Source organism: Thalassospira sp. MCCC 1A01428 (assembly GCF_002115825.1).
In the GTDB taxonomy this organism is placed as follows: Bacteria; Pseudomonadota; Alphaproteobacteria; order Rhodospirillales; family Thalassospiraceae; genus Thalassospira.
In genome coordinates this window covers 15,423-39,935 of sequence record NZ_JFJZ01000012.1, presented here as the reverse complement: position 1 = coordinate 39,935, position 24,513 = coordinate 15,423, and the positions used below count along the sequence as shown (strand labels likewise).

At 53.1% G+C, this 24,513-nt stretch carries 22 protein-coding genes; 8 read left to right on the top strand and 14 right to left on the bottom strand.

The window, feature by feature from the left end; translation table 11 throughout:
- Positions 1-178 precede the first annotated feature (178 nt).
- A complete protein-coding gene (locus THS27_RS11760; RefSeq protein ID WP_085591056.1) occupies positions 179-1,768 on the top strand; it encodes an FGGY-family carbohydrate kinase in 1,590 nt (529 codons plus the stop codon).
- Between the two features lie 88 nt (positions 1,769-1,856).
- Here THS27_RS11760 and THS27_RS11755 read toward each other — a convergent pair whose 3' ends face one another.
- The 4 genes from THS27_RS11755 to THS27_RS11740 form a co-directional block, all read right to left on the bottom strand.
- Complete coding sequence (locus tag THS27_RS11755; RefSeq protein ID WP_085591054.1) at positions 1,857-2,552, bottom strand: dienelactone hydrolase family protein; 696 nt, start codon at positions 2,550-2,552, stop codon at positions 1,857-1,859.
- Positions 2,553-2,810: 258 nt separating this feature from the next.
- The gene (locus THS27_RS11750; protein WP_085591052.1) at positions 2,811-4,562 is read right to left on the bottom strand and encodes a glycosyltransferase family 39 protein; all 1,752 of its coding nucleotides are present in this window, start codon (positions 4,560-4,562) and stop codon (positions 2,811-2,813) included.
- Between the two features lie 27 nt (positions 4,563-4,589).
- A complete protein-coding gene (locus THS27_RS11745; protein WP_085591050.1) occupies positions 4,590-4,916 on the bottom strand; it encodes a lipid-A-disaccharide synthase N-terminal domain-containing protein in 327 nt (108 codons plus the stop codon).
- Positions 4,917-4,925: 9 nt separating this feature from the next.
- Complete coding sequence (locus tag THS27_RS11740; protein WP_246832942.1) at positions 4,926-5,735, bottom strand: glycosyltransferase family 2 protein; 810 nt, start codon at positions 5,733-5,735, stop codon at positions 4,926-4,928.
- 416 nt (positions 5,736-6,151) lie between these two features.
- On the opposite strand from THS27_RS11740, the gene THS27_RS11735 reads away from it, so the two are divergent.
- Together THS27_RS11735 and THS27_RS11730 are read left to right on the top strand one after the other, a co-directional pair.
- Positions 6,152-6,808, top strand: a complete 657-nt coding sequence (locus tag THS27_RS11735; protein WP_085591048.1) for a response regulator transcription factor — start codon at positions 6,152-6,154, stop codon at positions 6,806-6,808.
- 6 nt (positions 6,809-6,814) lie between these two features.
- The gene (locus tag THS27_RS11730) at positions 6,815-8,236 is read left to right on the top strand and encodes a histidine kinase dimerization/phospho-acceptor domain-containing protein (protein WP_085591046.1); all 1,422 of its coding nucleotides are present in this window, start codon (positions 6,815-6,817) and stop codon (positions 8,234-8,236) included.
- A 35-nt stretch (positions 8,237-8,271) separates the two neighbouring features.
- On the opposite strand, the gene THS27_RS11725 is transcribed toward THS27_RS11730, so the two are convergent.
- Together THS27_RS11725 and THS27_RS11720 are read right to left on the bottom strand one after the other, a co-directional pair.
- Positions 8,272-9,828: a cell wall metabolism sensor histidine kinase WalK gene (locus tag THS27_RS11725; RefSeq protein ID WP_085591045.1), complete on the bottom strand. Its 1,557-nt coding sequence runs from the start codon at positions 9,826-9,828 to the stop codon at positions 8,272-8,274.
- Positions 9,825-10,541 (bottom strand): response regulator transcription factor, encoded by a 717-nt coding sequence (locus THS27_RS11720; RefSeq protein WP_246832941.1) that lies wholly within the window; start codon positions 10,539-10,541, stop codon positions 9,825-9,827. Before THS27_RS11720 ends, THS27_RS11725 begins: the two co-directional genes overlap by 4 nt.
- A gap of 221 nt (positions 10,542-10,762) precedes the next feature.
- Here THS27_RS11720 and THS27_RS11715 point away from each other — a divergent pair, with 221 nt between their 5' ends.
- From THS27_RS11715 to THS27_RS11705, 3 genes are read left to right on the top strand one after another with little or no spacing between them, the layout of a single operon-like run.
- A complete protein-coding gene (locus THS27_RS11715) occupies positions 10,763-11,965 on the top strand; it encodes an efflux RND transporter periplasmic adaptor subunit (protein ID WP_085591043.1) in 1,203 nt (400 codons plus the stop codon).
- Positions 11,966-11,967: 2 nt separating this feature from the next.
- Positions 11,968-13,926, top strand: a complete 1,959-nt coding sequence (locus THS27_RS11710; RefSeq protein ID WP_085591041.1) for a MacB family efflux pump subunit — start codon at positions 11,968-11,970, stop codon at positions 13,924-13,926.
- Positions 13,927-13,941: 15 nt separating this feature from the next.
- Positions 13,942-15,357, top strand: a complete 1,416-nt coding sequence (locus tag THS27_RS11705) for an efflux transporter outer membrane subunit (RefSeq protein WP_085591040.1) — start codon at positions 13,942-13,944, stop codon at positions 15,355-15,357.
- 28 nt (positions 15,358-15,385) lie between these two features.
- On the opposite strand, the gene THS27_RS11700 is transcribed toward THS27_RS11705, so the two are convergent.
- Entirely contained in the window at positions 15,386-16,198 is an 813-nt protein-coding gene (locus tag THS27_RS11700; RefSeq protein WP_139835557.1) for a TIR domain-containing protein, read from the bottom strand.
- 271 nt (positions 16,199-16,469) lie between these two features.
- On the opposite strand from THS27_RS11700, the gene THS27_RS11695 reads away from it, so the two are divergent.
- Positions 16,470-16,799 carry a hypothetical protein gene (locus THS27_RS11695; RefSeq protein ID WP_246832940.1) on the top strand — a complete coding sequence of 110 codons (330 nt, stop codon included), beginning with the start codon at positions 16,470-16,472 and terminating at the stop codon, positions 16,797-16,799.
- Positions 16,800-16,861: 62 nt separating this feature from the next.
- On the opposite strand, the gene THS27_RS11690 is transcribed toward THS27_RS11695, so the two are convergent.
- The 6 genes from THS27_RS11690 to THS27_RS11665 all read right to left on the bottom strand — a co-directional run bounded on the left by THS27_RS11690 (position 16,862) and on the right by THS27_RS11665 (position 21,864).
- Entirely contained in the window at positions 16,862-17,704 is an 843-nt protein-coding gene (locus THS27_RS11690; RefSeq protein ID WP_085591034.1) for a fumarylacetoacetate hydrolase family protein, read from the bottom strand.
- A gap of 56 nt (positions 17,705-17,760) precedes the next feature.
- Positions 17,761-18,495 carry an SDR family oxidoreductase gene (locus THS27_RS11685; protein WP_085591032.1) on the bottom strand — a complete coding sequence of 245 codons (735 nt, stop codon included), beginning with the start codon at positions 18,493-18,495 and terminating at the stop codon, positions 17,761-17,763.
- 65 nt (positions 18,496-18,560) lie between these two features.
- A complete protein-coding gene (locus THS27_RS11680; RefSeq protein WP_085591030.1) occupies positions 18,561-18,884 on the bottom strand; it encodes an L-rhamnose mutarotase in 324 nt (107 codons plus the stop codon).
- Between the two features lie 137 nt (positions 18,885-19,021).
- On the bottom strand, positions 19,022-19,882 hold the full coding sequence (locus tag THS27_RS11675) for an amidohydrolase (protein ID WP_085591028.1): 861 nt from the start codon (positions 19,880-19,882) through the stop codon (positions 19,022-19,024).
- Positions 19,882-20,937, bottom strand: coding sequence for an aldo/keto reductase (locus THS27_RS11670; RefSeq protein ID WP_085591026.1), 1,056 nt, complete (start codon positions 20,935-20,937; stop codon positions 19,882-19,884). Before THS27_RS11670 ends, THS27_RS11675 begins: the two co-directional genes overlap by 1 nt.
- Positions 20,938-21,084: 147 nt before the next feature.
- On the bottom strand, positions 21,085-21,864 hold the full coding sequence (locus THS27_RS11665; RefSeq protein WP_085591024.1) for an IclR family transcriptional regulator: 780 nt from the start codon (positions 21,862-21,864) through the stop codon (positions 21,085-21,087).
- A gap of 117 nt (positions 21,865-21,981) precedes the next feature.
- Between THS27_RS11665 and THS27_RS11660 the strand changes: the two genes are divergently transcribed.
- Positions 21,982-23,286 carry an L-fuconate dehydratase gene (locus tag THS27_RS11660; protein WP_085591022.1) on the top strand — a complete coding sequence of 435 codons (1,305 nt, stop codon included), beginning with the start codon at positions 21,982-21,984 and terminating at the stop codon, positions 23,284-23,286.
- Between the two features lie 48 nt (positions 23,287-23,334).
- Here the strand turns inward: THS27_RS11660 and THS27_RS11655 are convergent, their stop codons facing one another.
- Positions 23,335-24,513, bottom strand: a complete 1,179-nt coding sequence (locus tag THS27_RS11655) for a CmpA/NrtA family ABC transporter substrate-binding protein (RefSeq protein WP_085591020.1) — start codon at positions 24,511-24,513, stop codon at positions 23,335-23,337.

The window sequence follows — 24,513 nt, the reverse complement described above, 5'->3', positions numbered from 1 at the left end:
CTATCCAATCGAGAATATTCGCGTCAACAAAAATGAACATTTGACCAATTGATGGTCTTTTGTTCAATTTGCCCGATAACAGCGCAAGAAGGCAGACTATCCTTCTGTTGGGCGCACCGGATCGGGTATAAGCGTGGTTCGGGAAAACAACGTCAAAAGGCGGGAGGATATAATCGCCATGACCCTGAAAGATAAAGCAATTATTGGTGTCGATGTGGGAACCGGCAGTGCGCGTGCTGGCGTGTTTGATGGCACTGGCAAACTTTTGGGCAGCGCATCCCACCCGATCGCAATGAATCGCCCGCGCCCTGATTTTGTCGAACAGGATTCTGAAAATATCTGGCAATCGGTTTGTAAATCGGTTCAGGATGCCCTGATAAAATCCGGCGTCGATGGCAGCAAAGTATCGGCAATCGGTTTTGATGCCACCTGTTCACTGGTTATTCGCGGTGCCAATGATCAACCCTTGCCGGTTTCCCCTGATGGACCGGCAAACTGGGATGTCATTGTATGGATGGACCATCGCGCCACCCGCGAAGCCGAACAATGCACCGCCACCGGATCAAAAGTTCTGGAATATATCGGTGGCACCATGTCACCGGAAATGGAAATCCCCAAACTGATGTGGCTAAAACGCCATAGTCCTGCCGTCTGGAGCAAAATGACCGCGGCCTACGACCTGGCCGATTTTCTGGCCTTCCGCGCAACCGGCGACAATGCCCGGTCCTGCTGCACCGTCACATGCAAATGGACGCACCTTGCCCATGAAGATAGCCCGTGGAACCAGGATTTCCTGTCATCCGTCGGGCTTGACGATTTTATTGAAAAAGTCGGCATAGACGGCCCCGCGGTTGCTGTCGGCACACCGGTTGGCAAACTGTCGGCCAAGGCAGCAACGGAACTGGGCTTAAATACCGATTGCATGGTTGGTGCCGGCCTGATTGACGCCCACGCCGGTGCGCTGGGCACGCTTGGCGCGCATTTGGGTCGCAATCTTGATCAACGCTTCGCCATGATTGCGGGGACATCGACCTGCCATATGGCCTTGTCGGCTGAACCACGCTTTATCAAAGGCGTTTGGGGGCCTTATTTTGGTGCTGTTGCCCCGGGGCTGTGGCTGAACGAAGGTGGGCAATCAGCCACGGGGGCCTTGCTGGACCATATTTGTGCCATGCATCCCTTTGCCCGCGACATGGGCCGTGATGCCCACCGTCTGGCAGGCGAAAAACTGTTGCCCCGTATGATGGAAAAGGCCGACCTGGCCCCGCGCCTGCATATGTTACCCGATTTCCACGGTAATCGTTCGCCCCTTGCCGACCCCGAAGCACTGGGGGTGATTAGCGGCCTGTCACTTGACCAGAGTAAAGACAGCTTTCTCGACCTGTATTGGGCAACTGCCTGTGCTATCGCCTATGGCACCCGCCATATCATCGATGCGCTTAATGCAACCGGCTATGACATTCGTTATATCCATCTTAGTGGCGGCCACACGGCAAGCCCGGTTCTGGTCAAACTTTACGCCGATGTCACAGGCTGCGAAGTTGTCATGTCCGAATGCCCTGAACCGGTACTTTTGGGTTCGGCCATGCTAGCGGCAGCAGCACTTGACCCGGAAGGCGGGCTTAAGGCAGCTTCAAAATCAATGGCGGCGGCTGACACGGTTAAAACACCCGATACCAGCGCCAAGGCAGACCACGACCGCCGCTATGCCATTTTCCACAAATTACATGCCCATCGTCAGGAAATTGACGCACTGAGCGAAGGTTAAGCAAAGACAATAACCCATAGCAAAAACCAAATACCCCCCGTCCTGACTGGAAGGGGGGTATTACATTAAACGGTAATATCAAATCCGCTCAGGCAAGGTTTTGTTTCAAAAACTCTGCTGTCCGGGCATTTGCTGTTGCTGCATCTTTTTCATCATAATGGTTGCCGCCCTTGCGACAAAAAGCATGGTTACGATCCGGGTACTGATAAATCGTGGCGTCGGTTTTATCTTTAACGGCGGCTTTGATTTTATCCTGCGCCTCGGTCGGAATAAATTCATCCTGCCCGGCCAGATGCATGATCAGCGGCTTTTTAATATTTCCGACTTCACCCAGATAATTATCAATTCCGGCACCATAATAGGATGCAAAGGCATCACCATCGGTACGCGTAGCGGCCAGATATGTCATCATCCCGCCCATGCAATAACCAACAACCGCCGCTTTTTCGGTGGCGTCAGGCAAGGCGCGTGCTGCCGTCAAGGTTGCCTGAATATCTTCTGCGCCCTTGTCGGCATCAAATTTCTGCAAATAGCCAAATGCCTTTTGCCATTCATCATCGGTTTTATCGGTCAGTTCAATACCCGGTTCAATCCGCCAGAACAAATCAGGGCAAACGGCAATATAGCCCAATTTGGCATATTCATCGGCAACACCGCGCATCACCGCGTTCACACCGAATATTTCCTGAATGACCACAACAACCGGGGCTGGCAATATTGCCGGTTTGGCCACATAGGCATTAAATGTACCATCAGGTGTTTCAATACTAAGATTCTGGCTCATAGGGCCTCCTTGTTGTTTTGGCATTATCGTTAGCGCAACGATCAAAGACCCGGGTTTTCCGGATCATTCGCCGTAAATGACGGCGCGGCCGATACGCGATTGCCTTTGAGGTAGGTCAGTAAAACCGGATGCGCCAGTACCGTGCCGAAATTTCACATTTTCGGCACATCACATTTGAAATGGTCCCAAAATAAAACAGGCAGCACCCCCTGGCACTGCCTGTTTACAAATGGATCGGACGGTTGCGAAATTAAAATCCTAACGCGCCAGAACACCTTCCGGGTCACTTTTAACGGTGCCCGCGTCCCAAATTACCAGATGGTCATTTTTGTAATCAAACCGTGCGAGGGGCTGTTTGGAACCCGTTATGGGGTTGTCACGCCGGGCAATAATTTCGCCATTCGGATGGGCATCAACCCAGTCACGTACTTCATCAGCCGCCAGCAACACCGGAATTGGCTTCTCAAGCCGCCCTAAAAACTGGAACTGTGCATGATACTTGCCCCAATAGGCAACATCATGCCCTGCCTGCTGCTGGCTTTTCAAATACACGGCCATCGGGCGCATATTGTAATCGGTTTGCAAACGGGGTGCCGCAATCATAAACACCATCGCTACCAGCAACAAATTAACCCCGGCAATAACACCGACGGTGGCAACGCGCCGTGCCTGCAACAGCACCAAAGCAATACCGGCTGCCAGCAAGAATGCCCCCCACCAGCCATCGAGTGTACCAACCCATGCCGGAATCTTGTCAAAAAAGCCCGGCAGGAACGGTGCAGCCAAGCCTGCCACACCCAGTATGATCACGAATACCGCTAACGGAACCTGATCAATTCGCCGGGTTGGCAAATCGGCAATAACGCGGGCAAAAATCAGCGACACCAACGGTAAAACCGGCAAAATATAATGAACGCGCTTACCTGAGATCAGGCTAAAGGCCACCAGCAAAAAGACCGCGACCAGAAGACAGAACCGTAACCCGGCATCCAAATCTTTACGCCAGCCAAACCCGATTACCGACCGCCACAGCCCGCCCCAGAACATCCACGGCAGCAACATGGCCGGTAAAGCAACCAGGTAATAATAAAATGGTTCAACATGGGCAAAGCTATCGACCATACGGCCCGCTGTTTGCCCCCAGAAAATGGCATTACGGTAAACATCGCCGCCAAAAACGGCAGCAGGCACCGCCCATAAAAGGGCAATAACCGCACCAAGCAGGACCGAAAGCCCCATCCCCGCATACCAGCGCTTATAGGCACCGCGCCCGGTGAATGTGTTGCCACCACGATCCATGCCCAACGCGTTATTTGTAACAGGGCCGGACGAAGAAGCAGTCTTGCTGCCCCCCCCGGCCCGGGCCGCTTTTTGCCCGCCAACCGATAAACCAGACCAGCTTTTGTGCCAGAGCGGCGCAAAAACCGCCGCAGGCAAAACATAAAGCAAAATCACCGGCCCCTTGGCCAAAACGCCAAGGCCGATTGCGATGCCCGCTATAATCCAGCCTTTTTTTGCAGCGCCATCACGGGCAACAAAAACGCCATACCACCCCAGCAAGGCAAAAAAGCATTGCAACATGTCAAAATAGGTTAGCGTGCCATACCCGGCATAATACGTCCCCCCGACCAGAAACATCGGTGCCACATGTGCAATCGTTGTTTTGTCAGGCCAGATACGTTTGGCGAGTACTGCCACCATGATCAGGTTAAGCCCGGCAAATAACGGGGCAATCAGGCGGGCCGTAAAATCATTGACGCCGAAAACCGCCCAGCTGGCATTGATTAACCAAAACAGCAAAGGCGGTTTATGCGCATATGGTTCACCGTTCAGATGCGGCACCAGCCAGTTATGATGCACCCACATTTCCCACGCCACCGACAGGTAACGGGTTTCATCAACGGGTAATAACGGCCGGGCACTAACCCCTACCACCGCGATCAGAACCCACAATATCAGGATCACGCCAAACGAAGCCGTTTTTGCGCCGCTACGATTGTTCAGGGTCATGTAAAATCCGTAAATTTGATTGCGGGGTTATTCTGCCACGATCGTCGAAATGGTTTCCGTCTGGGCGTTACGTTTTTCGCGGTGAATAAAATACAGATTCCGCGCATAAACAATCAGCCCAAAAGACTGCCCCAGAATAATGATCGGTTCCGCCCTTTTCAGGCCATAGACCATCAGGCAGATACCGCCAAGGATGCTGAGATACCAGAATGCAACCGGAACGATGCTTTTGGCATGTTTTTCACTTACCAGCCACTGCACCAGGAACCGCCCGGAAAACATGACCTGACCCACAATGCCCAGCACAAACCAGACATCCATATGGGCGAACAAACGTGCAAACCATTCATGCATTGCCGCCCCCTATTCCTTTGATTTCACAACAGGTGTTTTGGCGCGTGCCTGCAGCCACATCACACCCATAATATCAACGATACCAACCCAAAGCCGGTTCATCATGCTGTAGTTTGACGTTCCTCGCAACCGGGGCCGGTGATTAACCGCAACCGAATACACCTTGCCGCCATCGCGTAACATCAGGGCCGGCAAAAAACGGTGCATGTGATTAAAGCGCGGAAATGCCAAAAAGTCATCCCGACGAAACAGCTTGATGCCACATCCGGTATCAGGTGTTTCATCTTTTAACAAACCACCACGTACCTTGTTGGCAATACGGGACTGAACACGTTTCATTGCCGTATCATGACGGTTGGCCCGCCAACCGGCAATCAGCGCACGGGCATTAACACCCTCGGCACGATACCGTTCCAGCATTTGCGGAATATCGGCCGGGTCATTCTGACCATCACCGTCAAGTGTCACAATCAAATCGCCCTGGGCATTTTTAACCCCGGTCAAAACCGCAATCGACTGGCCACAGCTTTTCTCGTGGCAAATCAAATGCAATTCCGGCACCGATGCGCGCAATTTGCGCACAATGGTCGTGGTTTCGTCGGTGCTGCCATCATCAACATAGATAATTTCAAACGCAACATTGCCACGCAACGCTGCGACAATTTCGTTCACCAGCGGCTCAATATTTTCAGCCTCGTTTTTAACCGGCACCACAACCGAAAGTTCCGGTACAGAACCGTCCATCGTTTCAGGCTGGTTGGCAACCGCCGCCTGTGACAGGGCCGGGTCTTCGGGCAGTGCGTTTTTTTCAAATGTCATTCTGATGAACCGTCGTGGCGATCAACGCATTTTGTGTATCGCGCCCCCAATCGGGGTACAGATGCGCCAATGTCCTTATTCTGTTGAAACGTCAAATATTTATGCACAAACAACTATTCACAAATACAGTAACAAATTCGCCATTTTCACGAATGGTCCTGCAATAAGGGCCAGTTGGCCATTGTATTACGATCTGATGTGAAAATAACGACGTCGTCCCGCATTGCCGTTAGCGGTGTTGATAATATTTTCCGACCCGTACCGCAAGGAAACTCTTGGTCTGATATGATCAGGGTGGCCGGGCTTCTGGCAGGGAAAGCTGACAACTAACTGAAGCCCTGACAAATTGTTTGCACGATTTTCTCTGTTCCTTGTGGCACTGTACAAACAGGTAAAACAGAAGCCCGTCAGGTAACATGCGCATATTGCTGATAGAAGATGAACCATCGCTGGCACAGGCGATCAAGGATCATTTAATGGCCCAGGGCGAAGCTGTGGACTGGTTGCCAGCCCTTCTTGATGCCGAAGATACCCTGCGTAGTACCCGTTACGATATTATCCTGCTGGATCTGAACCTGCCGGATGGCAATGGAATCACATTTTTACAGAATATTCGCAAACGCGGCGATGTCACCCCGTGCGTTATCCTCACAGCACAAGACCAGATTTCCGATCGTATCGCCGGGCTGAATGCCGGGGCGGATGATTATTTGGTCAAACCTTTTGATCTGGGGGAAATGATCGCACGGCTGGGGGCGGTTTCGCGGCGGTATTCGGGCAATCCAAATCCTTTAATCGAAATCGGTAACCTTGCAATTGACCAGGCCAGTCGCCTTGTGTTTGTTTCGGGCCGTCAGATTGATCTGACCGCACGCGAATGGGCTGTATTTGACCAGCTTTTGCGACGCCCTGGTGCCATCCTGTCCAAGCGCCAGCTCGAAGATGCCCTGTATGAATTCGGTGCCGAGATCGAAAGCAACACAGTCGAGGTATATATCAGCCGCCTGCGCAAAAAAATCGGTCCTGAACCCATCCGAACTGTGCGCGGTGTCGGCTACCGCCTAGAGGGATAAAAGCGGATGGCATTGCTAAAAATGAAAAACAGCCTGATCATTGCCATTGTCACGCGGGTTACAGTGGTAATGACGCTGGCCTGGCTTTTGGGATGCGTCCTTGCCTTGCTGGTGATGCAAGATGAAATGGGCGAAGCCTTTGACAGCGGATTGCAGCAAACAGCGCACCGTATTTTACCCCTTGCCGTTGATTATTTATTCGAACATAGCGATGCAAACGCCCCGCACCGCATGCCAACCGGAAGCCGCGTAACAGCGGACGAATTTGTCGCCTATCAAATCCGCGACCCTGACGGCAAAGTTCTGGTGCAATCCTATGAAGGGGGGACCGATGCGTTCTCTGCCCCGTTAAGACCGGGTTTTTCCGAAGATGACAGGTTTCGCTATTATACAGAATCAACCCTGCGCAACAGCCTGTATATTCAGGTTGCAGAACCGCTTGCCCATCGCCGCGAAGCCCTGCGCGAAAGCACATCCGCGATCCTTGCCCCGCTGCTTGTTCTCATCCCGCTTGGCATCATTGGTATCTGGTGGAGTGTCCGGCGCGGATTGCGCCCTGTGACCCTGCTTCAGGATGACATCCGCAATCGCGGCAGTGGCAATATGGCCCCGATTGACCGCCCCGAACTACCCGACGAATTACATCCGATTGTGACAGCCGTTAACAACCTGTTGGCGCGTCTTAAATCTGCTCTGGCAGCAGAACGTAATTTTGCCGCCAATTCTGCGCATGAATTACGCACCCCGATTGCTGCGGCACTGGCACAAACCCAGCGCCTGCGTGCCGAAATATCGGATGATCCCGCCAATAGCGATCGCGCCAGCCAGGTCGAAAAATCGTTGCAACACTTAAAACGTCTGTCGGAAAAACTGTTGCAGCTTTCCCGCGCTGAAGCTGGCGTTGCCGTTGTGGGCGAAATGCAGGATTTATCCCCCGCGTTATCCCTCGTTATCGAGGATTTCAGCCGTGATACCCGCTATGCGCATCGCCTTGATGTTGATTTAGTCAATGCCGGGCAATTGATGGGGAAAATCGACATTGACGCCTTTGCCATCTGCCTGCGCAACCTGATCGAAAATGCCCTGATCCACAGCGACGAAGATGCCGCTATTCATATTTGGGCGTCGGCCGATCACCCGGCGCATATTCACATTGTCAATCGCTGCGCACGCGTGCCCGATGATGTGTTGATCAAATTAACAGAACGGTTTGAACGCAATAATCCTGCCGCACGAGGATCAGGACTGGGTTTGGCAATTGCCGATACCATCATGCAGCAGGCCGGTGGTCAGCTATTGTTGCAATCCCCGGCCACCGGCGAAGTTGATGGCTTTGAAGCCATCGTAATTTTACCGCAACCTGATGGCGTATTACCGCAAACAACCAAAGACGAACCTTCTGGTCCGCCGTCACGAACCAACATATAAAAACATACCAAAATGCGGTTTGCTGTCGCGCATTATTAATCGTCGCTACCCACAGGGCGCACAATAAAAGGCAATGTTATATACATTACCAACCCACCCTCTTCGCGATTGCGGGCAAAAATGGTCCCGCCATGGGCAACAATGGCGCGTTGGGCAATCGAAAGGCCAAGCCCGAAACCGATTTTACTGGCATTAAACCCGGCAACATCGCGTTTTTCGCTTACAGGGGCAAAACGCATATGGCGCGCCATATCATTCCCCGCATCACTTTGCGCTGACACCACCCCGTTCGCCCCCACATCGCGGGTAAAGGGGTCAAACACAATCTCGATCATGTCTGGTGCAATGCCCGGCCCGCAGTCCGCAATCATAATATCGAAAACTTGCCTGTCAAAATCGGCGGTAGCGGTAATTTCTACCTGCTGACCCACGGGGGTGTGATGCAACGCATTGCGGATCACATTTTCAAAAGCCCGGCGCAACAATTCGGCATTTCCCAGCACCACGGGTACTGCCCCGAAATGCGACCGGCGCACTGCAAGGTTGGTTTTTACGGTAACACCCAGACCTTCGGCCTCGAACCTGGCATCGGCAATGACCCGGCCCAACAAATGATCCAGATCCAGATATACCGGTTGATGTGCCGCCCCGCTTTCAACCCGCGACAGGGTTAAAAGCCCACCTACCAGTTCATCAAGGCGAATGGTTTCCTTTTCGATCCGGTCAAACGAACTTTCGGCCCGTTCCGGTTTTTGCCGGGCCAGCGCAACCGCCATTTGCATCCGCGCCAACGGTGATCGCAATTCATGCGATACATCGTTCAACAAGCGGTCGCGTGCGCCGATCAGTTGCTGCAACTGGCCTGCCATATGGTCAAAATCGCGGGCCAGATCGGCAATTTCGTCGCGGCGGCGGCCCATTTTCGGGCGCAAACGATGCGACATTTCACCCGATGCCAGTTGTTCAAAGCCCTTACGCAATTGCAAAATCGGCCGGGTTAAATACCACGCCAAAAGCGCACTAAAAATAAGCCCGCCAACCACCCCGGCCACAATCATGGGCATGGGCACATTAAAATGCCGGTCCCGTGGGATTTGCGCCACAATGTCGCTGGCATCAAACGACATTTGTATCCATGTTTCGTCAGGCAATTGAATGGTGCGGACAATACTGCCGGTTTCCCATACCTGATGCGCCACCAGATACCCTTCGCGCAATTGTTCGGGTGTTAAACGCCGGGTAAGGTTCCCTGTTTTTTCCGACCATTCCGCCAGTTCCTGTGCGGTGGGCAGCGTATCGTTGCGTTTATTTTGCTGGGCGGCAACCGCGGCACTGACGGGTTTATAGGCAAACCGTTCCCTTTCCGCCCGGGGCCAGTCCTTTACCAGTTGATCAAGTGCCGCCACACCGCCACGTTCGGCGGCACGGGTCGCCATCTCGACATATCCGGGTACGGTTGCCGATAAATAACCGATCAGGTACAGGGTTGGCGGATGGCCGTAAAACTGAAAAAGCAGCCATATCCCCTGAGCTATACCCACAAACGTAATGGCAAAGCCAACCAGAATTTTCCAGAAAAGCCGTCCCCTCATGGGTTTTGCCTCAGCCGGTAACCAAACCCGCGCACGGTTTCAATCAGGGTTGCATCACCGCTTACCTGCTGTAATTTCTGGCGTAGATTGCTCATATGTACATCGATGGACCGGTCATAAACTTCACGTGGACGGCCCAGCACAGTTAACGATAACTCATTTTTTGAAAGTGCCCTGTCACGGGCACGCATCAGGGTTTCCAGCAAATTAAATTCTGAAACCGTCAGGTCCAGCTCTGTTCCGCCAAATGCGGCCATTCTGCGCGCCGGGTCCAAGGTGACCTGGCCTTGTTGCAACGTTTCTTCCCGACCTTCAGCCCCGCTACCTTTTGGCACCCCGGCACCTTCATCACCCCCGACGCGCCGCAAAACTGCGCGAATACGGGCCACCAGTTCGCGCGGATAATAAGGTTTGGGAATGTAATCATCCGCGCCCAGCTCCAGGCCTACCACCCGGTCAACGTCATCACCCTTGGCGGTTAACATAATAATCGGCATCCGGCTTTGGGCACGCACCTGGCGCAAAACCTCTATCCCGCCAATGCCGGGCATCATAATATCAAGCAACGCCATCGCATAATCGCCTGACAGGGCATGGGCAATCCCGTCGCGGCCATTATGCACAACGGTAATTTCAAAACCTTCCCCGTCAAGATACTCTGCCAGCATCTCGCCCAGTTCAGTGTCATCATCAATCAGAAGTATTCGACTCACGGCGGCCTTCTCCAAATCTGATTGTATCATACCGGGCAAAATCGCCGCGAAAAGGCCACAGATGCGACCTTTACACATCCCTTACACATGTTTTTCATCCTGCTCACCCCATGGCACATCAATGAATGCTATCTAGGTTCAGGATAAAGATGGAAACGAACGTCTTGTTCGTGCCTTTCGCCCCACACCGACGCTTTAAGAATTCAGCATAACGGATTCCCATGAAAAAACTGCTCGCCCATCGCACCACCATAATTGTCGTTATCATTCTGCTGGCCGCTGGCGGGTGGTTTGGCCGCAATTATCTGTTTCCGCCCGAAACAGCCCCCAGCTATGTTACCGCCAAGGTAACGCGTGGTGATCTGGAAAGCACAGTTCTGGCAAGCGGGGCGCTGGAATCCTATCAGCTGGTGTCGGTCGGGGCGCAGGTTTCGGGGCAAATTCAAAAACTGCATGTCGCCCTGGGCGATGTCATCAAGCAGGGCGACCTGATCGCCGAGATCGACCCGTCCACCCAGCAAAATGCCCTGAGCGACGCGAAAGCCAACCTGGCCAATATTCAGGCGCAACTGGCCTCAAAAAAAGCGACCCTGCGCCAGGCACAACAGGCCTATGAACGGCAGCAAAAAATGCGCCGCCTTGATGCCAGCCCGCAGGAAGACCTTGAAACCGCCACCGCCACCCTTGCCGTCACCAAGGCCGAAATTAACGCGCTGAATGCCGAAATCGACCAGGCGAAAATCGCCGTTGATACCGCCCAGATCGACCTTGATTACACCCAGATCAAAGCCCCGATGGATGGCACGGTTGTGTCCCTGCCCGTCAAGGTCGGGCAAACGGTGAATGCGGTGCAAACCACACCTACCATCATTAAACTGGCCCAGCTTGATACCATGACGGTCAAAGCCGAAATATCGGAAGCCGATGTTATTCGCGTCAAACCGGGGCAGAAGGTTTATTTCACCATTCTGGGCGACCCCGACACCAAATATCACGCCACCCTGCGCGCAATTGAACCCGCCCCCGATGAAATTGACGACAATGACGATGGCATCGCCGATGACGAGGCGGTTTATTACAATGCGCTGTTTGATGTGCCCAACCCCGATGGCGTTTTACGCATCGCCATGACCACCGAAGTCACCATTATTTTAAAATCGGTCAAAGACGCATTGATCATTCCCTCATCCGCCCTGATCAGCGGGAAGGATGGCAAACAATATGTGCAAATCGCCACTGCCAACAGCGACGGCGACAAACAACCAACAATCAAACAGGTGCCTGTCACGGTTGGCCTTAACACCAATGTCAAAGCCGAAATTACATCGGGCGTTGCCGAAGGCGACAGTGTTGTCATTGGCGCCGCCAGTGGCGTTGCCATTGACGGTACTGGTAATCGTCGCCCACGGGGGATGATGTTCTGATCATGGCTGCACCGTTAATTGAAATCACAAACCTGTGGCGCGAATATCCCGCAGGTGACCAGAAAATTGCCGTGCTTAAAGGCGTTAACCTGACCATCGAACGCGGTGAAATGGTTGCCATTATGGGCGCGTCGGGTTCAGGCAAATCAACCTTGATGAATATTCTGGGCTGTCTGGACCGGCCAACACGCGGCACCTACCGTGTTAATGGCCGCGCCACCGACGCGCTGGAACCCGACGAACTGGCTGCCCTGCGCCGTGAATATTTCGGCTTTATCTTTCAACGCTATCATTTGCTGTCCGATTTAACCGCGCTCGGCAATGTGGAAGTCCCTGCTATTTATGCCGGTTATTCACCCAGCCAGCGCCATGCCCGGGCCCAGGACCTGCTCGATAAAGTGGGACTGGCCGATCGCACCCATCATCGCCCCGGCCAGCTTTCAGGCGGGCAGCAACAACGTGTCAGTATTGCCCGTGCCCTGATGAATGGCGGCGATGTGATCCTGGCGGACGAACCCACCGGCGCGCTGGACAGCAAAAGCGGCGAGCAAACCCTGGCCCTTTTGCGTGACCTTCATGCCGATGGCCATACGGTAATTCTGGTCACGCACGACCCAAATGTTGCAGCCCACGCCGAACGGGTGATCGAAATTCTGGATGGTGAAATCATCCGTGATGAACGCCAGACCGCAGCAAGTGGCAATGAAACCGCCACGCCCGCCCCCATTGCCAAAAAACCGTCGGGCAACCGCCTGTGGGCCGAATTTGGCCGCTTTGGCGAAGCCTTTAAAATGGCACTGGTGGCGATGGCAGCGCACCGTTTGCGCACATTCCTTACCATGCTGGGCATTATCATCGGCATTGCCTCGGTGGTGTCTGTCGTTGCCCTTGGCACTGGGTCGCGCGAAAAGGTGCTGGCTGACATTAGCTCTATTGGCACAAACACCATCGACATTCGACGCGGGCAGGATTTTGGCGACCGCGATGCCGATAGTATCCGTACCCTGACTGCCGATGATGCCACCGCGCTGGATGATGAATATTATGTCGATAGCGTCACGCCAAGCGTTTCTGCCAGTGTCACGCTACGCTATCGCAATATCGAGGTCACATCCGCCGTTACCGGTGTCGGGGTGAATTACGACCGCGTACGCGGGTATGAAATGGATCAGGGCATCTGGTTTAACCAGCGTTCTGTTCAAAACCGCGATCAGGATGCGATTATCGATAATAACACGCGCGACAAACTGTTCCCCAATGGTGAAGATCCGCTGGGCAAAGTCATCTTGTTAGGTTCGGTCCCTGTGCGCATCATTGGCGTCACAAAAAAACACGACAGTGCCTTTGGCCGGGGTGATACCCTCAATGTCTGGCTACCCTACACCACCGTCATGACACGTCTGACCGGCCAAAATTACCTGACCAGCATCACCGTGCGCGTCGCCGATGCGGTGGATACCAAACTGGCCGAACAAAAAATTGGCGACTTTCTTGAAAAACGCCACGGGATCCGCGATTTTTTCACCATCAATACCGATACCATCCGCCAAACCATCGAAACCACCACGGCAACGCTCACCCTGCTTGTATCCTCCATTGCCGTTATCTCGCTAATTGTCGGCGGCATTGGCGTTATGAATATCATGCTGGTATCGGTTACCGAACGCACCGGCGAAATTGGTGTGCGCATGGCGGTGGGCGCCCGTCAGGGTGATATTTTGCGCCAGTTCCTGATCGAAGCAGTGCTGGTTTGCCTGATCGGCGGGGCGCTGGGCGTTTCGCTGGCCCTGTTATTCGGGGTGCTGTTTGATATGTTGGGAACTCCCATTCAAATGATCTATTCCACCACCTCAATTATTGCGGCCTTCGCCTGCTCCTCCATGATCGGGGTGCTGTTTGGCTTTTTGCCCGCGCGCAGTGCTGCCCGCCTGAACCCTGTCGATGCCTTGAACCGGGACTGATGGAGAATTTTGATAATGTTTAAATCCACCCTCAAGACCGGAACCATCCTGTCGCTGCTGATCCTTGCGGGTTGCTCCAGCCTGAAAGAAGTCAGCTATACCAGGCCCGACGTTGGTGTGCCCAATGGCTGGTATTCGGCAAATGCCCGCGACGACATGGATGTGAACGGCAATAACAAGGCGACCATCCCCGGCAAGGACGCCGCCTTTGCCCCCTCCAACTGGTGGCATAACTTTAACGACGATGCGCTAAACCAGCTTGTCGCCAATGCCCTTGCACGCAATAACGACCTTGCCGCCGCCACCATCAAGGTCCGTCAGGCCCAGTTGCAAGCGGGCATTGCCAAAACCGACCTGTTCCCTGACCTGTCTGCCACCGCCAACAGCTCCACCTCGCGCAACCTCGATACCGGCAATATCTCGCGCAGCTATGGCACCACAACGGGTGTCAGCTACGAGGTAGATTTGTGGGGGAAACTTGGCAATGATTATGACGCCGCAAAATGGGAAGCCCTGGCAACCGAAAAAGACCGCGCCAGCACGGCCTTAACGCTCACCGGCACCACCGCCAAACTGTATTGGCAAACGGTATACGACCAGCAACGCCTGGCAATTGCCCAGGCCAGTATTGATTATGCGCGCAAAACGCTGGAACTGGTAAACGTGCAATATGAAAGCGGAGCGTCAAGCTCGCTGGAACTTTATGAATCCCGCCGCAGCCTTGAAAGCCAGCAGGCCGATTATACCCAAATTGCACAAAGCCTGAAGGCCAACAAAAACGCGCTTTCGATCCTGTTTGACCAGCCACCGCAAAACATGGAAATCGCCCGCAAAACCCTGCCCGATGGCGGCCTGCCAATTGTCGCCTCGGGCCTGCCCGCAGCCTTGCTGGACCGTCGACCCGACATCAAAGCCGCCGAATTGCGACTGCGCGAAGATGTATCGCAGCTTAATTCCACCAAAACCAGCCTGCTGCCCACCCTGAACCTGACCGGCGAACTCGGTACCAGCAGCGACCAGTTGCGCAATTTCCTGCAAAACCCGATTGGCACGCTGGGCGCCAGCCTTGCCCTGCCGTTCCTGAACTGGAACGAAGGCCAACTAAATATCAAGGTATCGCAAGCCCAATACGAACAGGATATCGCGACCTATCGCCAAACCCTGTATCAAGCATTCAGCGACGTTGAAACCGCCTTATCCGCCCGCGATCACTATCTGGAACAGGCCAAAAATCTGCGCGCCGCCCTTGATAACGCGCGCAACGCCGAACGCATCTATGAAACCCGCTTTCGCGCCGGAGCCGTCTCCATACAGGATTGGCTGGACGCGCAGGAAAACCGCCGCACCGCCGAAGAATCCCTCCTGCAAAACCAGCTCAACCAGATCTTAAATCTGGTGACGCTGTATCAGGCGTTGGGTGGGGATGATTAGTCAACGAATGATTAAAGCCCCACTGCAATCAAATTTTATTTAGATCAACGTCATAACCTGATTTTTTCATCTCTTTTGCCAACTGATATTTCCATGCTTCACCTTCACCAAAATCGACATAAACAACTCCTGAAATATCGTTCGGCTTTTCTATATCACCTTTAACCAAAGCACACACATTAGAACGCCCAATCTTGCCGATCAAAAACCCATGCTCGAACACTACATTTTGCCGAGCCCGAAAGTTCATATTGCCTTTATCTTTCGATGAGGCTCCTAAGTCGCATGGAGTATACAAAACGATGCCAAACCCAACATCAGAATATCGTTCAATTTTCTCTATAATTGTTTTCCCTTCATTAGCTTGCTCATGTAAAATAATAGCCTCAAATCCAATCCTTTCGATAAAACGAGCGACCTCAGATTTTGCCGAAACATCATGACCATGAACAACAAAAACCTTACTCTTGTCTCCATCATTAGCATTACTCATGCCTCCTCCATTGGAGGTTTTCTCCGTAGAAGTGACCGCACCAATCTCTAACTTACTTTCTGAAATAATTTTTTTTGTAATATCATTAGTACCGAAATCCCCCATAAAGACAGAACTAGGAGTATAAAAAATTAAAACACCCGCCGGAACTCGATCATTCCTGGCAGAAGTTAAATCACCTATCTTAATTTTAGTTTCTTTCACCAATATTCTTTTGACATCATTTCCAGACAAAAAATAACCATCAAAATAAAATGATTCGCCCTTCAAATATGGAAAAATTATATCATTTTTAATCTCATCAATATCTGTTTTATCAAATTCGAAAATTTTTTTCTCATCGTCCATACCCTGGATCATAACATGATAAAACAACAACACTTCCTCCAAATCTCAGAACTCAACATTAAGTCAAAAAACGTATCAACACATTTTATTCAATATTTATCCAAACAAATACACTGTCAATGTCAAAATATTAGTCAGAACCGGTTGTCTCTCCACGATTGCCATCCTTTGGAGATCCAACACATCAATTCCGAATTCGATGGAATCAAAAAACTAAGACCGCTATCCCATCACAATACGCAAAGGTGAGTTACATTTTGATGAAGTTGACTTGCCTACAACAAAGCGCACGGTGCATCCTGAGGCCGTGCCGTTTGATGTAACGGCCAATTATCCGGCGTCGCGCGTTCGCCTTACCCACATTCCAGCCGGGATGCGCGAAGTTACCTGGCATACGGTGCCAGAGCCCGTGCTGACTGTGAGGCTGGATGGATCTGTGACATACAAGGCAAGCGACGGAGAAATCCGTCACGTTGGGGCGGGGAGCTTTGTTTTAGTGGAAGACAACCACGGCAAGGGTCATCTTTCGCGCCATTCGCCAGAAGCGCAAACTGTTATCTGGATATCACTGCCCAACAGCTTCGATATGCCGCCTGAATAAAAAAGCCGCCATCAACGACGGCGACTTTTTAAAATGTCAGTCTTTATACAGTATAGAGTATATTACCCGGCAATCGTCGTTTGTTTCTGGCTCCCCAGGCCTTCAATGCCAAGTTCCATAACATCACCAGCCTTGAGGTAAACCTGCGGGTTCTGGCCCATGCCAACGCCCGGAGGGGTGCCGGTCGAGATAATGTCGCCCGGTTGCAGGCTCATGAACTGTGACAGGTAATGGATCAGGAACTGCACGCCATAGACCATGGTTGTGGTGCTGCCGTTCTGGTATTTATGACCATTGACCGTCAGCCACATCGGCAGGTTTTGCGGATCTTTTACTTCGTCGCGGGTGACGAGGTAGGGGCCGACCGGGCCGAAGGTATCGGCACTTTTGCCCTTAACCCACTGGCCGGAACGTTCGATCTGGAATGCGCGTTCTGACAGGTCATTGACCACGCAATACCCTGCAACATGGTCCATCGCGTTGGCTTCATCGACATATTTGGCTTCTTTGCCAATGATAACGCCCAGTTCAACTTCCCAGTCGGATTTTTCCGAGCCGCGCGGGATTTCAACATTGTCATACGGGCCGCATACAGCCGAGGTCGCCTTAAAGAAGATCACCGGTTCGGGCGGGACGGCCATGCCGGTTTCAGCGGCATGGTCGGAATAATTAAGACCGATGCAAATGAATTTGCCAGGGCGGCCAACACAGGCACCAATACGCGGATCGCCAGAGACTTCCGGCAGGGTTGCCACATCGATGGCGGCGATTTTATCGAACGTTTCCTGCGAGATGGTCGAAGGATCAAGATCGGCAATCACGCCGGAAAGATCGCGAATGGTGCCATTGGCATCAAGAAGACCGGGTTTTTCAGCGCCAACCGGCCCGTAACGTAAAAGTTTCATTGAACATTTGTCCTTTTGGTTTTTTGTGAGTTTAAAACCGGAGAGACCCGAATGGATCAGTTTACCCAGCCACCGTCAATCACATGAATGGTGCCAGTGGTATAGCTTGCTTCGTCCGAGGCCAGATAAGTGGCAAGAGCGGCAATTTCGCCGGGCTGGCCAATGCGGCCAATCGGCTGGCGGGCGACAAATGCCTTGCGGACTTCGGCAAAATCGCCGCCCTGCGACGACATACGCTGTTCCAGCGACGGGCTTTCGACTGTGCCGGGGCAAATGGCGTTACAGCGAATGCCCTTGCCAACAAAATCAGCCGCAACCGATTTGGTCATGCCAATAACCGCCGCCTTGGTGGCCCCGTAAATAAAGCGCACCGGAACCCCCTTAACCGAGGATGCCACCGACGACATATTAACAATAGACCCGCCGCCATTTTCCAGCATGGCCGGTAAAAAGGCGCGCATCATGCGGTATTGCGAACGCACATTCAGGTTAAAGCTGAAATCATAAGCATCTTCGTCGCAGTCAAGAATACTGCCATGATGCACAAACCCGGCACAGTTAAACAAAATATCCACCGCCCCGGTTTCCTTGCCAAAGGCAGCAATGGCGGCACCATCGGTTACATCAAGTTTGCGGGTTTCCATGCCCGACAGGGTCGCCAGCGCATCTTCGTTAATATCGGTGGCAATCACCTTTGCCCCTTCGGCGACAAACATTTCTGCTGTTGCGCGGCCAATGCCCTGCCCTGCGGCGGTTACTACGGCGGTTTTCCCTGCCAGTCTTCCTGCCATTTCGCTCTCCTGCGTGTGTGGTCATTTTTGTTTGCTTATTTAACGGGCGGTGTTACGGCGCACCGTCAGGCCATATAAAAAACTTCTTCCATTTCCGCCCACCATTCGCCTTCCTTGCGGGTCACAAGCGGCGACTGGCACGGGTCGGTCAGTTTCCACCAGTCCTGTGTTACCGGGTCTTTGGCAATGTCGGCCATGTCGGCTTTAAAATCGTCACCGTCATATTCCATATGACCAAACAGCAAATCAGCGTGCTGATAGATCACGTAATTATGCACGTGATGGTTACGCAACGTTTCCAGCACACCAGGCCACGGCTCCGCATGGAGCTTTTTATATTCTGCCAGTTTTTCCGGCTTCACATGAATGACCATGCCAACACGTTTCATTACGGCCTCATTTACTAACGGGTATGAAAACACGACAGTTAAAAGAAAAAAGGGCGGTTGATTGTGGACCAACCGCCCAAAACCCCGGTGGCTAAGGGTGTAGCGCGCCACCGGGAGGGAGCTTTGTAATCCGGCAATTATTGTAATTGATAAAAATGCGCTGCGGTTTTTGCAGCAATCTTTTCTGCCTCACTCGGCGCAAAGGACCCCAGCCACTCGCGGGTCATTTTCACCCAGTCGGCATAATCCGCCGCCAGCCCCAGCACCGGCCAGTCGCTGCCCCACATCAAGCGGTCTGCGCCAAAAACACGCGGCAAATGGTCCAGATACGGTTTCAGATCATGCAGGCCGGCCCCCTCGCCTGCTTCGGTCAGAAGGCCGGAAACCTTGCAATATACGTTTTTTAACGGGGTAAATTCCCCCATCATCCGCGCCCATTCCACATAGGCATCCGGGCCATGAATGCCATTGCGGATTTTGGGTTTGGCGGCATGGTCAATAACGATGCGCAGGCTGGCATAACGCCGGGCCAAAATTTGCAAATTGCCCAAATGGCGCGGATGCACCAGGGCATCAAATGCCAGATTGCGCGCCATCAGGGCTTCAAATACCGGGGCAAATTCGGCACGCAGCATCCATGCCGGGTCTTCGATATCCTGTATCATTGGCCGCACAGCGACAAATTTGTCATGTTTGGCCCAGCGGGCAATATCGGCAATGGCGGCGTTCGGTTCTTCAAAATCAACCCAGCCAACCACCCCGGCTATAAAATCGTGCATACTTGCCAGCGACAGCATGAAATCGGTTTCAGCCACACTGGGCGCGGCCTGTACCAATACGGTTTTGGCAATGTTTTGCCCGGTCAGGATCGGCTCAAGATCATCGGGCAGAAAATCGCGATACAGGGCCGTTACATCCGGTGTTAACCAGCCATAATCCCCGCGATCAATTTGCCAGAAATGCTGGTGAGCATCGATCAGGGCAATATTATTTGCCATTACGCAATGCCTCCGGGGGCGGCACCGCCTGTCAGTAAATCTTCGCCCGGTACTGGCACATCGGCCCGCAACAGGCCCTGTTCACGTAAATCATTCCATAATGCGGACGGAATTTGCAATTCAGCCCATTCGACCGCCTGCTTCACATGGCGCGGCGAGCTGGCACCGGGAATAACCGACACAACAGCAGGATGCGTTAGCGGAAACTGAATGGCAGCAGCAGGCAGCGGCACATTATGGTCGTTGCAAATCTGTTCAATTTTTTGCGCCCGATCCAGAATATGCTGCGGGGCATCTTCATAATCATATTTCGCCCCCGGCTTGGGGCCTGTCACCAAAATACCTGAATTAAACGCCCCGCCAACAACAACCGAGGCATTACGCCGCAAACATTCCGGCAGGAAAGTTTCCTGCGCTTCCTGTTCCAAAAGCGTATAACGCCCGGCCAGCAAAAACACATCCATATCGGTGGATTTCAGGGCTTCAAGGCAGACTTCCCATTCATTCACGCCAAGGCCATACGCGCCAATCAACCCGGCCTTTTTAAGCTCGTCCAGCGCCCGTGCGCCCCCCTCCATCGCGTCGCGCATCAGGCGCGGGTGGGCATCCTTGCCATGGGTCAGGCTACCAATATCGTGGATATAGGCAATATCAATGCGACGCAGCCCCAAACGCTGCCAGCTATCCTCGACCGATCGCATCACCGCGTCATAGCTGTAATCGTAGACCTCAACAAACGGCAGTGCATCGACAAACGGGCGGTCCTGGGGAATGTCGCCCTCAATGCGGTGCAAAAGGCGGCCAACCTTGGTCGACAGAATATAGGGTTCACTTTGCGCGCGCAAAAAGTCACCGGTGCGCCGTTCGCTCAGGCCATAACCATAGCGCGGGGCAGTATCAAAATAGCGAAATCCGCAATCCCAGGCGACCTGCAAGGTTTCGCGCGCCTGATCATCATCAAGCGGACGATACATGTTTCCCAACGGCGCGCCGCCAAACCCAAGGACGCTGACATCTAAACCGGTATTACCAATTTGGCGCTTCTGACGGGCCATAAATTTAATCCTCCCATGCTCGCATTTTCGCGACAGGTCAGGATCGTTTCATATTTAAATTATCATTTCAATTGTATTTTACGACAAAAAGAACATTTGAGGCCAAACCGCAAACCGGTGCCCGGCAAGTGAGGTATTCAAAATGCCTTACAAGCCGCCGTGCGATCCGGTTAGCCGGGTAATTTCCTGTGCTGTTTCCAGAATAAAGGGTACGGTATCGGCCACCTTGTACGGGGTACCAGGACCACCCAGATAGGGGATGGTCAGGCTGGCCAACAGATCCCCGCCTTCACCTTGCAAAACAGGTGCGCCAACATCAACAATACCAACGGTGGCAGTGCTTTGCACCTCGACATAGCCGCGCGTCCGTATGGCTTTTAGCTCATCTTCCCAAATTTCCGCGTTAAAGGACGCGCCCAGGCGTTCGCCAAAATATTCCATCAATGGTGCGCGACGTTCGGGTGACATCCATGCCAGCAAAACCTTGCCCGACCCGGAATCCGCCAAACTGCGCCGATAACCAACACGTACCGAAAAGCCAATCGCCTCCGGGCTTTCCACCCGGGCAATAACCACCATCTGGTCGCGCGACGGCACCGCCAAATGGCACGATTGCCCCACCCGCGCCGCCAGCCTGCGCATTTGCGGCAAAGCGGCTTCCAACAGGGTTGAAACCGGCGACACCTGCATGCCAAGTTCGAACAAATGGTTGGTAATATGAAAAAGTTCCGACCCGTCCTTGCGCTCCAGATAGCCTTTTTGCTCCAGCACCGAAAGCATACGGAAAATCTCGCTTTTGGAGCGGCCAAGCGCACTTGCAATTGCGCCCATGCTCATCGGACGACGTTCTGCGGCCAGAATTTCCAAAATCTCCAACCCCTTTTCCAGGGCCGGAGCCTTGTATATGCGTTTGGTATCGTCGGACATATTTTACCCTTGTTCCTCAACTGCCGCAGCTTTTCGTAAAAACCGGGACTTGCCAAGCACGAAAATACACCATATTTAAAACAGTGTTCCATTTATAAAATAACGAGGCAGCAGGGCATGAATCCGGTCATTACAGGGATCAAGGCAATCGACATACGGTTTCCGACGTCACGTCAGCTTGACGGGTCGGATGCCATGAACAAGGACCCGGATTATTCCGCTGCCTATGTCATTATCGAAACCGACCAGCCCGGTCTTTCCGGCCACGGCCTGACCTTTACCATCGGCCGGGGCAATGATGTCTGTGTTGCCGCCATCAATGCCATGTCGCACCTGCTGGTGGGCAAATCGCTAAACGACCTTACCAAAAATATGGGCCAGACCTGGCGCGATTTAACCGGCGACAGCCAGTTGCGCTGGCTTGGCCCGGACAAGGGCGTCATGCATCTGGCAACAGGGGCCGTTGTTAATGCGATCTGGGATATGTGGGGCAAGGCCGCGGGTAAACCCGTCTGGCAGCTTGTCGCAGAAATGACCCCGGAACAATTTGTTGAATGCGTTGATTTTCGCTATCTGACCAATGCATTAACCCGCGATGAAGCCCTTGAAATTCTGCGTGCGGCCGAACCGGGCAAACAGGCCCGCATCGATGAAATGCGCCATCAGGGTTACCCGGCCTATACCACATCGGCAGGCTGGCTGGGCTATAGCGATGAAAAACTGCGCCGTCTTTGCCAGGAAGCCATTGATGCCGGTTGGACCCATATCAAGCTGAAAGTCGGGCTTGATGTGGAAGATGACCGCCGCCGTCTTGCCATTGCACGTGATGTGATTGGCCCGGATCGCAAATTAATGGTCGATGCCAATCAGAACTGGGAAGTTGACCAGGCCATTTCATGGATGAAGCAACTGGCCGAATTTGACCCCTGGTTTATTGAAGAACCCACCAGCCCAGATGATATCCTGGGTCACAAACAAATCCGTGACGGCATTTCGCCCATCCGCGTTGCCACTGGCGAACATTGCCAGAACCGCATTATTTTTAAACAATTCCTGCAAGCTGACGCAATTGACGTTGTGCAAATTGACAGTTGCCGGGTCGGTGGCGTCAACGAAATCATGGCGATTTTGCTGATGGCAAAAAAATTCAATAAACCCGTCTGCCCGCATGCAGGCGGTGTGGGCCTGTGCGAATATGTCCAGCACCTCTCCATGATCGATTATATCTGCGTTTCGGCCTCGCTCGAGGATCGGGTTCTGGAATATGTTGACCATTTGCATGAACATTTCGAAACGCCCTGCATCATCCGCAATGGACGCTATATCGCCCCGACGGCCCCCGGTTTCTCGATCACCATGAAACCGCAAAGCATTGTTGATCACACCTTCCCGACCGGCATTGTGTGGCAGGAAGCGCCATAAATCCGCAAGCCACGATCGGCCAACCGGGCTTTCATTGCCGTGAATGCATCATCCGCGCATGTCAAAAAGGGTGCCATCCAGAAAGCTGTCGGGCCCAACCAAAGCACGATCCCCGGCATTAGCAAGCCCTTCTACCCGCCAGTCTTCGGCGGGTAAGGCGACATCCAGGCTGGCGACGGCGCGGCGGTATATATCGGGGCGATAAACGTCGCGAACAACATCGTTGAAATTAACCTGGTGACCAACCTGCCCCCAGCGCTGCATTTGCCGCCCCACCCAAACACCTTGCGACAACCACGGGAAGGTGGCGGTATAGCGATAAAAAACATGGCGATCCGGTGCATCAACCGGATCATCGCCGGGTTTTAACACCGGGCGTCCCTGCAAGGATGCCCGTAAAATATCAAACGATGCCCCTACATAATGCTCTTCTGACAGCAACTGCGCCAATTCAGTCCGGTTTTCCCCCTGATCGGCCCATTCGGCAGCACGCACCAGGGCACGAACCAGAGCATCGAGTGTTTCAGCATTGGATAACGCCCAGTCTTCCCGAACACCCAGCACTTTTTCCGGGCTGCGCGCCCATATGTCGTCTTTCAGGGCAACAATAACGCCATCACCGTGAAATACAGCGCGCTGGTTCCAGGGTTCCCCCACACAATAACCGTCAACCCAGCCATTACGTAAACTGTCGAACATGCGAGGCGGGGCAATAACGCCAATATTAACGTCATTATCGGGGTCAATCCCTGCTGCAGCCATCCAGTAACGCAGTTCATAATTGTGGCTGGAGAACGGAAAAACCGTTGCAAAAGACAAAACCGGCCGACCAGCCGCCCGGTCACCGTCAATTACTTTTTTAAGGGCGCGTGCAGACAACCCACGTGGTCCACGCATCGCTGCCGGGTCTGCTTCCAGCATGCGCTGATAAAGCCGGGTGGAAACCGTAATCGCATTCCCGCCACGGCCAAGCGCCATTGGCACGACCAAATGTTGCGATGGCATCCCGCCAAGACCAAGACGCGCCGCAAGGGGAATACCTGCCAACAAATGTGCGGCGTCAAAAAGCCCGTAAGACAGCTTGTCGCGAATGGCCGCCCACGACATTTCGCGCACCAGAACAAGGTCTATATTTTCATCTTCCGCAAAACCTTTGGCACGGGCAACAACGGGCAAGGCACAATCAATTAACGGTACGAAACCAAGGCGAACCTGCATAAGAGACAT